General features: G+C 28.3%; 14 protein-coding genes and 1 pseudogene. 12 read left to right on the top strand and 3 right to left on the bottom strand.

Going from position 1 to position 14890, the window contains the following annotated elements:
- Positions 1-73 precede the first annotated feature (73 nt).
- Positions 74-2668: pseudogene (locus tag AC2A4K_RS13310) on the bottom strand (transglycosylase domain-containing protein).
- Between the two features lie 136 nt (positions 2669-2804).
- Between AC2A4K_RS13310 and yunB the strand changes: the two are divergent.
- Positions 2805-3491, top strand: a complete 687-nt coding sequence (yunB, locus tag AC2A4K_RS13305; protein WP_322502973.1) for a sporulation protein YunB — start codon at positions 2805-2807, stop codon at positions 3489-3491.
- 32 nt (positions 3492-3523) lie between these two features.
- Here yunB and hpt read toward each other — a convergent pair whose 3' ends face one another.
- A complete protein-coding gene (gene hpt / locus AC2A4K_RS13300; protein ID WP_322502972.1) occupies positions 3524-4048 on the bottom strand; it encodes a hypoxanthine phosphoribosyltransferase in 525 nt (174 codons plus the stop codon).
- Between the two features lie 106 nt (positions 4049-4154).
- On the opposite strand from hpt, the gene hflX reads away from it, so the two are divergent.
- The 10 genes from hflX to AC2A4K_RS13250 all read left to right on the top strand — a co-directional run bounded on the left by hflX (position 4155) and on the right by AC2A4K_RS13250 (position 12477).
- Complete coding sequence (hflX, locus tag AC2A4K_RS13295) at positions 4155-5948, top strand: GTPase HflX (RefSeq protein ID WP_322502971.1); 1794 nt, start codon at positions 4155-4157, stop codon at positions 5946-5948.
- 134 nt (positions 5949-6082) lie between these two features.
- On the top strand, positions 6083-6565 hold the full coding sequence (locus AC2A4K_RS13290; protein ID WP_322502970.1) for a hypothetical protein: 483 nt from the start codon (positions 6083-6085) through the stop codon (positions 6563-6565).
- Positions 6566-6619: 54 nt separating this feature from the next.
- Positions 6620-7522 (top strand): nucleotidyltransferase domain-containing protein, encoded by a 903-nt coding sequence (locus tag AC2A4K_RS13285; RefSeq protein WP_322502969.1) that lies wholly within the window; start codon positions 6620-6622, stop codon positions 7520-7522.
- A gap of 23 nt (positions 7523-7545) precedes the next feature.
- Positions 7546-8952: an aminotransferase-like domain-containing protein gene (locus tag AC2A4K_RS13280; protein WP_322502968.1), complete on the top strand. Its 1407-nt coding sequence runs from the start codon at positions 7546-7548 to the stop codon at positions 8950-8952.
- A gap of 5 nt (positions 8953-8957) precedes the next feature.
- A complete protein-coding gene (locus AC2A4K_RS13275) occupies positions 8958-9611 on the top strand; it encodes a YigZ family protein (RefSeq protein WP_322502967.1) in 654 nt (217 codons plus the stop codon).
- A 125-nt stretch (positions 9612-9736) separates the two neighbouring features.
- Complete coding sequence (locus AC2A4K_RS13270) at positions 9737-10474, top strand: YebC/PmpR family DNA-binding transcriptional regulator (RefSeq protein WP_322502966.1); 738 nt, start codon at positions 9737-9739, stop codon at positions 10472-10474.
- Positions 10475-10597: 123 nt separating this feature from the next.
- Positions 10598-10906 carry a hypothetical protein gene (locus tag AC2A4K_RS13265; RefSeq protein ID WP_322502965.1) on the top strand — a complete coding sequence of 103 codons (309 nt, stop codon included), beginning with the start codon at positions 10598-10600 and terminating at the stop codon, positions 10904-10906.
- Between the two features lie 58 nt (positions 10907-10964).
- On the top strand, positions 10965-11468 hold the full coding sequence (locus AC2A4K_RS13260; protein WP_322502964.1) for an ATP:cob(I)alamin adenosyltransferase: 504 nt from the start codon (positions 10965-10967) through the stop codon (positions 11466-11468).
- Between the two features lie 71 nt (positions 11469-11539).
- Positions 11540-11986 (top strand): hypothetical protein, encoded by a 447-nt coding sequence (locus AC2A4K_RS13255; RefSeq protein ID WP_322502963.1) that lies wholly within the window; start codon positions 11540-11542, stop codon positions 11984-11986.
- Positions 11986-12477 carry a hypothetical protein gene (locus AC2A4K_RS13250; protein ID WP_322502962.1) on the top strand — a complete coding sequence of 164 codons (492 nt, stop codon included), beginning with the start codon at positions 11986-11988 and terminating at the stop codon, positions 12475-12477. The genes AC2A4K_RS13255 and AC2A4K_RS13250 overlap by 1 nt, the downstream gene beginning before the upstream one ends.
- A 53-nt stretch (positions 12478-12530) precedes the next feature.
- Here AC2A4K_RS13250 and AC2A4K_RS13245 read toward each other — a convergent pair whose 3' ends face one another.
- Complete coding sequence (locus tag AC2A4K_RS13245) at positions 12531-12743, bottom strand: hypothetical protein (RefSeq protein ID WP_322502961.1); 213 nt, start codon at positions 12741-12743, stop codon at positions 12531-12533.
- Between the two features lie 969 nt (positions 12744-13712).
- Between AC2A4K_RS13245 and AC2A4K_RS13240 the strand changes: the two genes are divergently transcribed.
- Entirely contained in the window at positions 13713-14711 is a 999-nt protein-coding gene (locus AC2A4K_RS13240; protein ID WP_322502960.1) for a tyrosine-protein phosphatase, read from the top strand.
- Positions 14712-14890 lie beyond the last annotated feature (179 nt).

Genomic DNA, 14890 nt, shown 5'->3' with positions numbered 1-14890 from the left:
AAAGCCACTATGAAATTTTTATTTCATAGTGGCTTTATTTTAATGATAGTTAAAATGCAAGAAAGATTTAGCTTTATTGCGTAATATTATTATTGTGATCATTTTGGTTTGTATTATTTCCATTGTTTACATTTCCAGGTGGAGTAGTATTATTACCACCGTTATTATTTGAATTATCTCCTGGTGGAGTTAATGGAGGTTTAATATTACCATTATTGTCACTTAAATTATCACCTGGAACTTCTGGTTTAGGATTTTCATTTGGCTTATTTTCATTAGCATTATTATTACCATCATTTGGTTTGTTTTCATTAGGTTTATTTTCTTCTGCTGGTAAAGAAGTAGTATTATCATATGAACCAGGAGCCATATATTTTGAATCTAATGTTTGACCTAAAGCCCAGCTTCTTCTTAAGAACACTTTTTCAGTTACAAGACTAGCTGGAGTGCTATCTGAAGCAAGCTTATTATTTAATTTGTTTACTCTTACTTTTACATGATTATCACAGTATTGAGTAGGAGCAGTTCCATCAACAAACCAATCATAATAAACTCTACTACCTCTAGGATCTTGAGCACAAAGTGAAGTTGGCTTAAGGCCTGAATCCTTACATACAGCAACCTTGCTTATTCCACTTGGTTGTTGAATTTCTTTATATTCCAATCCATTATGAGCTATACCCATTATTTTTCCGAATATTGGAGAAGTAACAGTACCACTACTAGTTTTCATTTCTCTAGGTTGATCATATCCAATCCAAATGGCTGCAGAATAATATGGTGTTAATCCTGCAAATAGATAATCTTTATCTCCAGTAGTTGTTCCAGTCTTACCAGCAACAGGTATGTTACCAAATTTAGCTGGCTTAGCAGAACCAGAGTCTACTTGTTCCTTAAGCATATCATAAACTATATATGCAGTTTGAGGACTAAATACTTTTATTTCTTCTGGAGTACTTGAATCAAGAAGTACGTTTCCTTGAGAATCAAGTACTTTATTGTATAATTTAGCATCTGTCTTAACTCCGTTATTACCAAAAACTCCGAATGCAGAAGCAAGAGTATATGTGTTTCCACCATCAGGGTTATTAGGATCATTTTGGAATTGACCTAATGCTGTTGTTGAAACTCCTCTAGAATTAGGTCCATAAACCATACCTAGTTTTTCTCCGTAAGCTATAGAGTTTGAAGTGCCAACGTCATTAGCAACTTTTATAGCACCTAGGTTACTAGAAATTTTTATTGATTCTCTAAATGTTAAATAACCTTTGTAGCTATTATATTCATTTTTAGGTTGTTCTTTGTAACCAGTAGAAGCTAATTGTTTATTTGTTAATGGAGAATCATCTACTACAGAACCAGCACCACCAAGACCTAAATCAATAGCAGGCCCATAAACAGTTAATGGTTTTGTTGCTGATCCTATAGATTTTAAATCGTAGTAAGCTCTGTTATGAGACATTGGAGGTTGTTCACCTCTTCCTCCTACTAAAGCTTTAACATGACCAGTTCTATAGTCTATTATTGTAGCTGATGCTTGTAGTTTATAAACCCCTTCTTCGTTTTGTTCATTAGGGTTACCTGTTATAGCTTTATAGTTACTTGGATCATCTAAGACTTCCTGGACACTATTTTGAAGATTTCTATCCATAGAAGTATAGATTTTTAATCCACCATTAGCTATAAGTTTATCAACTTCCTCTTGAGTGTATTTATATTTAGTAATTAAATCTTGTTTAACCTGTGTTATAGCAGGTCTTGTAAACCACTCAAAGTTAGTTTTGCTTAATTTAGTATTAGGGGTGAATTTAATACCATTTGTATCAATTTCATTTATTGCATTGTTATATTCTTCGTCTGTAATATATCCTAGTTAATGCATTTTAAATAGTACAGATTTAGTTCTATTTAAATATCTACTTGGATCAGCTTTATTAGCTTCTGAAAGACCATCATAAGCAGTAGGTGCTTGAGTAAGTCCTCCTAAATAAGCACATTCAACTAATGTTAAATCTGAAACATTCTTGCTGAAAAATCTTTGTGCAGCGGCACCAACACCATATTGATATCCACCCATTGGTATTGTATTTAAATACGTAGTAAGAACTTCATCTTTTGAAAGGTGCTTCTCTAATTCTAAAGATAAGTACATTTCTTTTATTTTTCTTTCGTAACTAACTTCGTTTGTAAGGACTGCATTTTTTATAAGCTGTTGAGTAATAGTTGAGGCCCCTTGAACCGTATTACTTCCTGATAGTTTATTTTTAACATTAGAAACTATAACCCCAAAAATTCTTCTAATGTCTATTCCCTTATGCTCATAAAATCTTTCGTCTTCAATAGCTACAAAAGCGTTTTTCAAATTGTCAGGGATTTCTTCAGATGTAACTACATAACGTTGTTCACGAGTAATAACATTATCCATAAAATTTCCCTGATCATCGTAAAGAATGGATGGCTGATTTAGAGATTGAATTGCCTGAACATCTAAATCTGGAGCAGAACGTATAATTGAAAGAACGTAAACTCCAACTACTGTTGCGGCAGTTATCCCTAGAAGCAGAATTCCTATAAAGAACCATTTAAAGAATTTTTTCACCTTCGATTGATTTTTATCTGATTTTTTCTTCTGCTTTCTATCTTTATGCTCTCTTTTTTTGTCAGTCATTTTTTCCTCCTAACATAATAAAACTTTCTATTTCTAAAAAACTAAATGATTATATTATTATATATTTAAAGAAATATTATATATTATTATAGCATAATAATATTAAGAGTAAACCAATTTATAAGAGGTGTAGCCTTTGTATTATGTAAAAAAAAATAAACATATAAATATAGATTTTAAAAAATATTTAATAATAATCATAATAATCATTATTGCCGGTTTTATAAGTTTTATATATGCTTTTGATAAAATAATTGCTCCTACAGTTTTACTTGTAGCAGATTCTGAAATGAGAGCTAAAACATTAGATGTTATAAATAAAAATATAGTTGAGGTTTATACAGAAAAGTTTGATTATGATAATGTGATAAATGTTGAAAAAGATTCTTTAGGAGATATAAAAATGCTTAAGGCAGATACAATAAAGTTAAATGATTTAGCAACAGAGGTGGCTATAAAGTCACAAGCTGATATAAAGGAGATTGGTTCAATAGGAGTTAAGATGCCTATTGGTTATATAACTAAAAATAATATAATGTCTTATTGGGGACCAAGTATAACTGTTAAGATGGAACCAATAGGAAGAGTAGAGGTGTCTTATGACTCTATTTTTGAGAGTGCAGGCATAAATCAGACTAGGCATAAAATTTTAGTAGATGTAAAAACTAATCTTAAAATAATATTACCACTCCAATCTAAAGAGGTTGAAGTGGTAAATCAAATTCCGATCTCTGATACAGTTATAGTAGGAGAGGTTCCGAAGAGTATGTGGGGTAGCAATATACTCCAAGGAATTAATGAAAATGTGGAAGATAATAATTAGGCGTTAAAAAAGGAGGAAAATCCTCCTTTTAATTATTTTTCCCAGTTAAATATGTAAGGAATATTTCTGTAGTGGTCACCATAGTTTAATCCGTAACCAACAACAAATAAGTCTTCGATTTCAAAACAGCAATAATCTGGTTTTAAATCAACTTTTCTTCTAGATGGTTTATCTAAAAGGGTGCAAGTTTGAATTGATTTAGCACCTAATGATTTTACATGGTTTATAACAAAATCCATTGTTATACCTGAATCTATGATATCATCAACTATTAGAACATCTAAACCTTCAATGTTATCTGGAATATCATTTACAACTTTAACTATTCCAGTACTTTCTTCACCGTGACCATAACTTGAAGTAGTCATAAATCCTATTTGAGTTTTAGTATCAATTGCTCTAACTAAGTCAGCTGCAAATATGAAACTTCCTCTTAATAAAGATAAAACATAAAGATTCTTATCTTTATAATCCTCAGTTATTTTTTTTCCTACAACAGCTATCTGCTCTTTAATTTGTTCTTCAGAAAGTAATATATTTCTGTTCTTATCTTCCATGATTTTCTCCCCTAACTATTCCGTATTATTTACAATATTGTATTTATAGTATAAAATTAAATGAAAATTGTCAAGAAACATAATAAATATTACGAGGTGGTAATATATGATACATGGAAATACTGATGGTATAAGGAATTCAGTGTTAAAAGAATTAGAAGAACTTTATAAATTAAACGTACCTAAATATAGTGTTTGTACAGAAGATATAATAAATATTATTTCTAGATTATCTTCTCAAATAGAAAGAGAAATTAGTGTAGGAATAAATAGAAAAGGAAAGGTAATCAGTGTAGCTATAGGAGACTCTTCAAGTGTAGAGATTCCATTAATAGATATACATGAAAAAAGATTATCTGGAATTAGAATAATACATACTCATCCAAGTGGAGTTTGTAGACTTTCAGCTTTAGACATATCTGCACTTATGAAATTAAAACTTGATGTAATAATGGCTATAGCTGTGGAAGAAGGAAAGGCTAAAGATGCTTCTTTAGGATTTTGTTATGTAGAAAATGAGCTTCTTATAAATGAAGAGTATCCTCATTTAACTATAGATCAATGTCTACAAATTAATATTTTAGATAAGATCAACCATGTTGAAGAAGTTATTAAAACAAGCAACGTTGAGGAAGATGATAGTGAAAGAGCTATTTTAGTTGGATGTGACACAAGAGAAAGTTTAGATGAGTTAGAAGAACTTGCTAAGGCTTGTGATATCCCTACTTTAGAGAAAGTATTCCAAAATAGAAGTAAAATTGATGCTGCCTTTTATATAGGAAGAGGTAAGGTTTTAGAGATTGCTAATATAAGGCAGTTAACAAGAGCTAACTTAGTAATTTTTGATGATGAGTTATCAGGAGCACAGGTTAAAAATCTTGAAGCTAACTTAGGAGTTAAGGTAATTGATAGAACAACTCTTATTTTAGAAATATTCTCAAGAAGAGCTAAAACACGAGAGGCTAAAATTCAAGTAGAGCTTGCTCAGTTAAAATATAGAGCAGCTAGACTTATGGGGCTTGGTACTGTAATGTCTAGAACTGGTGGTGGAATAGGAACAAGAGGACCAGGAGAAAAGAAACTTGAAATAGATAGAAGACATATAAAAGAAAGAATATATGATCTTCAAGCAGAACTTAAAAAGATTAAGAAAATAAGAGAAACTCAAAGGGAAAGAAGAAGTAAGGATAAAACTTCACAAGTTTCATTAGTTGGATACACTAATGCAGGAAAATCTACTTTAAGAAATACTTTATGTGAAGAATCTGCCTCAACATTAGCTACTCAAGCTAAGGATAAAGTTTTTGAAGCGGATATGCTTTTTGCAACCTTAGATACTACAACAAGAGCCATAAAACTTCCTGATAATAGAGATATAACTTTAACTGATACAGTTGGATTTGTTAGTAAATTACCTCACGAATTAGTTGAAGCATTTAAATCAACTTTGGAAGAGGTTATATATTCAGATCTTCTATGTCATGTTGTGGATGCATCTTCAGATAATGCACAAGAAGAGATAGTAGCTGTAGAAAAAGTCTTAGGTGAATTAAAGGCCTTAGAATCAGCAAAAATATTAGTTCTTAATAAAATTGATAAAGCTGATGAAGAAAAATTAAATGAATTAGAGGAAAAATATTCTTCAATATATAATAAGGTAGTAAAAGTTTCTGCTAAGGAAAGAATAAACTTAGAAGAATTATTAAATGCTATAAGCGAAGAACTGCCATATACTTTAAAAAGTAAGGAATATATAATTCCATATACAGCACAACAAGTTGTAGCTTATCTTCATAGAAATGCAAATGTAAGTGAAGAAGAATATAGAGAAGAAGGCACTTATATGAAAGCAGAGGTTGATGAGGAAGTAGAAAATAGATGTAGAGAGTATGAGTTATAATAATATTATTATTTAATCTATAATAAAAGCTAAATTCTAATTGAATTTAGCTTTTATTCTTAAAATAGTTACATCATAAAATATACTACATATAAGTATAATAATAATAGTACTAATTTTTAGGGAGATTATATATGGAGACAAATGATTCTTTAGATAATGATAATATAAGAGGAATTAGAGAGCGTGATCGTGGATTAACTGATGAAACAATACCGACACGGCCAATTCTAAATAATAGTCAAAGTATTCCAAGTGATGAATGTAATAATCCATGTTTAGATGAAATAAATAAAATATACACACAAGTTCAGGATCTTCTCTTAAAGGCATCAACAATACAAGCTAGTGCAGCTACTTTAGCTGTAGGTGATGAATATAAAGTCTATTATGATAGAATTGTTAGACCATCATTAGACATTATTTATCTCTTAAGTTTTTCAGTACAAAATACTGCTGCTGCCGCAAATTTATATCAAACTAATACTTATGGGAAAAAGGGAGAGACTAAGAGGGCTTTAGATGTTTCTTATGATATACTAGAACAAATAGAATTAAGCTTAGACCTATTAAGAAATTCTTTAGCATGCTTGATAGAGAAAAGTAAGTGTTTATAAATTTTATTAAATATATGAAATATGAAATGTGAAGTTTTTAAAGGAGGGAAAATCTTGAGTGAAATAATATTAAAATATCAAAATTCTTTTAAATCAGTTATATCTGACCTTCAAGAGAATGATGAAGTTATTGGAGTTACGGCTTTTGGAAGTATAATAAACGGAGATATATGGGAAGGGTCCGACATAGATTTATTTGTTATTGTAAATGGAGAGTTTAAAGGGATAAAAGATGTTTATGGTGAAGAATTAGGGGTATCTCTTCATTTGAAGATAATATCAAAGAAATTTTTAGTTAATTTCAGTCAAGAGGAGATTACAGGAAGTACAATACATAGAAAATTTATATCATCAAAGTTGATTTTTTGTAAGGACCAAGAAATTGCAGATAAATTTACTTCAATAAAATATTATATAGATGCTCACAGTGAAAAATGGAACTTAGTTTATTTTGCAGAACTTCTACAGGATATGAATTTATATAAAAAATGTATTCATAATGAGAATTTTTACGCTGCCTTTGAATCCCTTATGTACTCAGTAGATAGCTTCAGTAAACTTTATTTAAATTTTAATGGATATTTAATCACAAAGAGTTCTACTGGAATGCTTATGAAATTAGATGAGAAGTTTGAAAATATGATTAATAGCATATTTAAAGCATCAGATAAACAAGATTTAGAATATGTACATTTTTATATTGAAAGTTTCTTAGAAAGAAATATTATAGGAATAATAAAAGCATTAATAGATTATATGAAAAAACAAGAGGATTATTTAAGTTCAGAAGAGATAAAGAAATCAGAAGAATTTCAAGGATTTAAAATAGATTTTGAAGAGATATTAGGATATCTTTGTAAGAAAAATATAGTAAAGAAAAGTGGAAGAGAGAAATTTTCAGAATGTGGTCATAAGCTTATAACAGAAAAGGTGTACTTAATAAAAGAGAATATCTAAATAAATCAAATAAGGTGTGAAGTATGAATAAATTTAGGGTGGTTTTTACAGAGGGTGTATGTAAATACTTAATAATATATGAAAATATTAAAAAGCTAATTGAAGGAGGAAAAGTATTAGAAGGAGAAAAGTTACCTACCATAAGAGAATTAGCAGATTTTTTAGGGGTAAATAAAATAACTATAATTAATGCTTATAAAAAACTTACTCAAGAAGGATATGCATATCAATCTCAAGGAAGTGGAACTTATGCTAAAAATAAGGATGTGGGAAGAAGTTTCAAACATGATTATAATGATATTTTTAGAAAAATAGCTTCTGGAGATTTAAAAAATTGGATAGATTTCACTGGAGAGACAACTAGTGCAAACTTCTTCCAAGTAGAAAAACTTAAGAAGGTTTTAGATAATGTATTGGTTAGAGATGGAGTAGAAGCATTAATATATAGCGATCCTTTAGGATATTTAGAATTAAGAAGAAGTATAAATGATGAGTTTTGGAATGGTAAAAATAATTTGGATAATATACTTATAATTTCTGGAGCGCAACAAGGAATAGATATTGTAGGTAAATCATTAGTTAACATAAATGATAATATTGTAATAGAAAGACCAACCTATGGGGGAGCACTTCTAGTTTTTAAACTTAGAAGAGCAAATATATTAGAGATTCCAATGGAGAAAGATGGCCCTAATATAGAAAAGTTTGAAGCATTATTAAAGAGAAATAAAATAAAATGTTTTTATACAATGAGTTATTTCCAAAACCCAACAGGAGTAAGTTGTTCCTTAGAAAAGAAGAAAAAAATAATAGAGTTATCATATAAATATGATTTCTATATATTAGAGGATGATTATCTTTCGGAATTAGTTTACTCAAAGGATTTAGAGTACATACCTTATAGAAGTTTAGATTCTGAGAGAGTTATATATATAAAAAGTTTTTCTAAAATTTTTCTTCCAGGAATAAGAATGGGGTATTTAATAGCTCCGGATAAGTTTAAGGAAGAGTTTCAAGCTTTAAAGGTAAATACTGATATAGCTACTTCAAGTTTAATGCAAAGAGCACTTCAGGATTACATTGAAAAAGGATATTGGAAAGAGCATATAGAAATATTAAATAAGGAATATTCTAAAAGATACAATTTTATAAAAGAGCTTATAAATAATAAATTAGGAAACATGGTTTCATTTCAAGAGCCAAAGGGAGGACTTAATTTATTTTTGAAAATAAATAAGAAGATAAACATAACATCTAAAGAGTTATTTTATGAATTAAAAGATAGACAAACCATAATAACCCCAGGTAGTATATTCTTCAAAAATCCTAAGGATGGAGATAAAAGCTTTAGAATTGGATTTTCTCAGATAGATTATAATAAGATAGAAAAAGGGATAGATAATATATACGATGTTTTAAAAGGTAGGTAGATATTATGAAGTATATAACGGTAAAAAAAGCAGCTGATGATAGATTCGAAGAGAAAAAATCAGTTTTTATAGGATATGTTAAAAGAGTTACAACGGAGGAAGAGGCTAAGGAATTTATAGCTGAAATTAATAATAAGCATAAGGACGCCAGACATAATTGTTATGCTTATGTCATTGGCTCTAATATGGGAATACAAAGATATAGTGATAATGGAGAGCCTCAAGGGACGGCAGGAATTCCAATATTAGAGGTGATAAAAAAGCAAGGAATAACAGATTGTGCTGTAGTGGTAACTAGATACTTTGGGGGAGTTTTATTAGGTACAGGGGGGCTTACTAGAGCTTATACTAAAGGGGCTGCCATAGCTATAAATGCCGCTGGTATTGTAGAAAAAGTAGAAGGAGAAATGCTTTGTACTGAAATAGATTATGATCTTTATGGAAAGATTCAATATATATGTGGTCAAAATAATTGGCATATAGAAAATACAGAGTTTACTGATAATGTTAAGATATATATATTAGCAGAAAAGGATCTTATTCCAGAAATAGAAAAAAGCTTTACTGAAGCTACAAATGGAAAGGCTATAATGAGTACGGATTTAGAAGCAATATATTTTAAAGAGGGAAATAGACTTTATGAAAGTTTCGATGAATAGACCATAAGTAAAGAGAATAGCTAAGTTGAAGAGAAAAAATCTCTATGATATAATATTTAGGTATTATTCAAAGAAATTCAAAGAAATTTAAACTATAGTTTACATATATGTTAGGAGGAATAAGGATGTCAGGACACTCAAAATGGCATAATATACAAGCTAAAAAAGGTAAAATGGATGCCAAAAGAGGAAAAATATTCACTAAGTTAGGAAAAGAGATAGCTGTTGCAGTTAAAGAAGGTGGAGCTAGCTTAGATGGAAACTCAAGATTAAAAGATGCTGTAGCAAAAGCTAAGGCTGCAAACATGCCAAATGATAATATAGAAAGAGCAATAAAGAAAGCTGCTGGAGAAGGAGATTCAGTAAATTACGAATCAATAATTTATGAAGGATATGGTCCATCAGGAGTAGCTGTTATGGTAGAAGCATTAACAGATAATAAAAATAGATCAGCTGGTAATGTAAGAAGTGCTTTCACTAAGGGTGGTGGAAACATGGGTACATCAGGATGTGTTGCTTTCATGTTCCAAAAGAAAGGTGAAATCATAATAGAAAAAGCTGATTTAGATGAAGACGAAATAATGATGATGGCTTTAGATGCTGGTGCAGAGGACTTCTCATCAGAAGAGGAAGTATTTATAGTTACAACTTCACCAGAAGATTTTGGTACAGTAAGAGAAGCTTTAGAAGCTGAAGGATTAGAATTCTTAGAAGCATCAGTTAAAATGATACCAGATACTGAGACTGCTATAAATGAAGACGATGCTAAGAAATTCCAAAAGATGTTAGACTTACTTGAAGATGATGATGATGTTCAAGAGGTTTACCACAATGCTGAATTCCCAGAAGGATGGGATGAGTAAGATTTTACTATCTTACTTTAAATGTTAATTAGTAAAGTTAATTTTTTAGGTTTGGATAGTTTAAAAATACCTTTTGATGTACATAAGATACAACAAAAGGTATTTTTAATATAGGGGGATAATATGCAAGCACTAGCTATGGTGATATCATTTATGATTTTGGGGTTAATTATAATACTATTATTATCATTTATATTTATAGAGGTATTTTGTAAGAAAAAAACTTTTAGTGAAATAATGCTTATTAGTATCCAAATGACATTAGTATCAATTTTTTTAATGCTATGTAGAGATGATTCAAGTAGTAATATAAACACTTATTTGAGTTTAATAGGTGGAAGTATATTTCTAATAGCTTTAACAATAAATATATATGGATTAATAAAGAATGGGAATTTAAAGAAAATCAAAGATGCTTTTTTTATAGATTAATACTATTAAATAAATATTATAACATGTAAATAAATATTATAACATGGAGGAAAAGAGTTTGAGTAAAAACATAGATTTGATTTCATATCCATTTTTAAGTGAAGATTTTGGATATGTTGATCATGAGGTTATGACGGATCACTTAAGTTCTTTTTTAGGAAGAATTTTATCAATGAATACTCCTTTAGAAGAGGAAACTTTTTGGATGATGGATAGGGTACTTCATTTAAACGGTTCTTTAAGAGGAAGACTTGCTATATTTCCTGAAGATATAGAAAAGGGATTAGAAATATTAAATAAATATAGAAATTTAAATAAGGATAGAATAAGTTCCTTTGTTTACCCAACAGGTCATCCTTTAGCGTGTGAATATCACGTAGCTAGAGGAGAAGCTAAAAAGGTTTGTAGAAATCTATACAAAATAAAAAACTCAGGAAAAGAAGTTCCTGAAATATTATTAGATTTTAGCAACTTAATAACAAATATTTTATTTGTATTTTCTCTTGAAATAAATAGAATTAATGGAATTGAAGAAAAGGTTTTTGTTTCAAAATCATATTAAATCGTTAAAAATCTTAATCTAATAAATATTAGAAATTAATAAATATATACAAAGGAAAGGTGGAGACTAAAGTGAAGAAGTCAGTACTAATAAAGATTGTTATAGCTATTTTAGTAATAATAGGGGCTGTTTTTGGATACAAATACATAAATAATAAAACAGCACCTAATGGAACTAAGGGAGATAAAACAATAACTGTAACAATTAAGGATGAGGAAAATAATAAAGTTATTGTTGATAATGAGGAATTCAAAACTAATGCAGTAACATTAGGTGAATTTCTTAAGGAAAATACAGATAGATTAAAGGTTAAAATGGATACTAGTCAGTTTGGAAGTTTTGTAGTAGGACTTGAAGGAATTGAAACTAAGGATATGAAAACAGGTCCATGGTGGATGTATTCATACAAATCACCAGAACAAAATTTAAATTATAAAATTGGTGAGGCTCCAGGGGTAGATAGTATAAATATTCAAAATGGAGATAGTGTACAATTCGTATTTACTAAATCAATGTAATGGATACTAAAAGAATTACACAAGGAGCATTACTTGCAGCAATACTTTATGCAGTTTATTTTATGGGATCTTTTGTTCCATATTTAGAACTTGTTAGCTTTGTTATTTTACTTTATGGAACATCTCTTCCAAGAAATCTTGGGTGGTATTCTGCTTTAGTATTTTCTATTTTAGTTATATTAACAAAAGGGTTAGCGCCATGGAGTCTCATGTATATAGTGGTGTTCCCACAATATGTACTTATATATAATTTTATAGCTAAAAAAACAGAGTCGGAGTATGTATATGCTTTCTTTGGAGCTATACTATCATTTTTAATGGGCTCACTAATTCAGCTTCCTTACTTTTTAACAGCTGGATTAGGAGTAAAAGAACTTTGGGTAACTATTTTATTGGGTTTTCAAGTTTCTTTAGGAAATGCAGTTTGTACAGTAATTGCAACATTATTTTTATACAAACCATTAAGTAAGGTTTTAAAAAAGTCAATTTAAAATAAAAAGGTATTTTCTTACTTAAGAAAATACCTTTTTTATTTTATTTACCTTTAAGATGGATGGGGGCCATCTCCTACCCAATCACCTTTTCCTAAAATCGTTTTACATTTATCACATCTAAATGCTCCATCTATACCTTCGGTTGCAGTTGTAGGGCCGCATTTAGGACATTGCCAAGCATGAGGATAATCGAAGGTATTTTCATAAGTTTCTTTAACATTTAATGAGGTTAAGTTTGGATTTTTCCACTTTTTTAGTTTCATAGATTCTTTTCCCCTTTTTATATGAAATATAGTTTAAATACTACCATTATTTGTTAAAATTTACAATGTGAATTATATTAAATATATTTTAATAATATCTAAAGTTTATTTAGTTTATACACTAAGTTTATAAATATACAAAATTAGTATATTTACCTCATAATGATTTTAGAGGTAATCTTTTTATAGGATAAGCTAATAATGGAGTTTGGAGGGAGAAAATCATAAGAAAAAAAGTATAATATATTTATTATTTCTACTTATTGATAATCAGAAGTTTAACATTATAAATGCTTTAAGCAATATGAAAATAAATACTGAAAACTTATATTGCTTTAAGGCTTATTAGTGTATAAGTGATGCAATAATAATTTTTTATTAGAATGATCTCTTACAGTTCTATTTAAAAATCAAAACTTATTTAAAATATAGACAAATAAAAAAATAAAAGCAGTAATATTTTAATAGACTTATGACTAAATAATTCTATATAAATATCACTGCTTTTACTTATTATCAATAGATAAAATAAATATTAAGCTTTAATGTATTTATTTTTCTTAGTTTTTCTTAGTCTCTTTTAATGAGGTTGAAAAAGCTGTTATAAGCATTATTAAAAAAGTTAATATAAATAATAATTCCATATGCCCTCCTTAAGTATAAATAAAATTAAACTTAATTGGATTTTTTGCTCTAAATCTAATTTACTTATTACTATATTAAAAAGTATCTTTTAATTATATAAAGTAAAACCTTAATAGAATTTTGTATATATAAATACATTAATAGTTAAATAATATAACAATATTTTAACATACATAATATGGAAAAATATTAACTCTTTGTAAAAAAAACTTTCGTATTTATAAAAACAAAGAAAAAATAGAGTATTATAGAAAGTTAACAATTGAAAAAAATAAGTAGTATAATTAAAAAAAGAAATATGGTTATATGAGGAGATGATATTTTATGAAAAGTTTGAATGGAAATTTAATAAGAATCTCTAAGGATTTATTAAAGATAACATTAAATAAAGAAGTTACTGGTACTTTATATTATTCAGAGAAGATAGATGGAGAATTAAAATTTATTAAACATATAGAAAAAGAAAATGAGCTTGAATTTAAGGATCCAGATCCTAAAAATAGAACTTTTTATTTCATAAAATGTGAAGATGAAGAGTTGATTTTAGCAGAAAGACTTTTGCCATTTAAAAAGTTTTGTAATTTTAGAGATTTAGGTGGATATGAAACTAATGATGGAAGAAAGGTTAAATGGGGATTGTTCTATCGTTCAGAAGCGTTAAATAAATTAAAAGGAGAGGATTTAGAATATTTCAATACTTTAGGCATAAAGTATATTTTTGATTATAGATCATTGGAAGAAGTTAAACTAAGTCCAGACAGAAATGTTGAAGGTACAAAAAATATAAATATATCTGCTATGAGAAATTTAGATAATCAAAACTTAAATATGGAATCTTATTTAAAAGGTATATTATCAAAAAATAGTAATCAAGAACCACCTGAAAAAATATTGATGGATGGATATATTGAGATGCCTTTAAATAATTTAGCTTTTAAAGAACTTATTAAAACAATAGAAAATCCTAAAAATTTAGCTATCTTACAGCATTGTACATCAGGAAAGGATAGAACTGGATTAGGGTCAGCCTTAATATTATTACTTTTAGGTGTGTCAGAGAAAAAGGTAATAGAAGATTATATGCTAAGCAATGAATATAGAAAAGGAGAAAATCATAGAATACTTCAAGCGTATGAAAAACATATATCCAATGAAAATATAAAGGAATTAATAGAAAATATTTTAGGTGTGAAAAAGAAATTTATAGAATTAAGTTTAAATAGAATAAAGGAAACCTATGGTAGTTATGAAACATATTTTTTAAAAGAGTATGGACTAAATAAGGAAAAAATAGAGTTTTTAAGAAATCAGTATTTATATTAATTCTTATAAGAAAATAGAAGTTAAAATACTAGATTTAAAAAAGAATAAAGGGTTATATAAAAGGCAGTAAAGCAAAAAAACTTTACTGCTTTTTTTATATTTAAAGGATTTAAACAAAAATATTAAAAGTATTTAAGCATATGATTTATTTAACGATTAATATTATGGTAAAAAAGTTA

Source organism: Clostridium sp. LIBA-8841 (assembly GCF_057782475.1).
The sequence above is the reverse complement of the archived record's forward strand: the minus strand, read 5'-3'. Positions and strand labels throughout refer to the sequence as shown.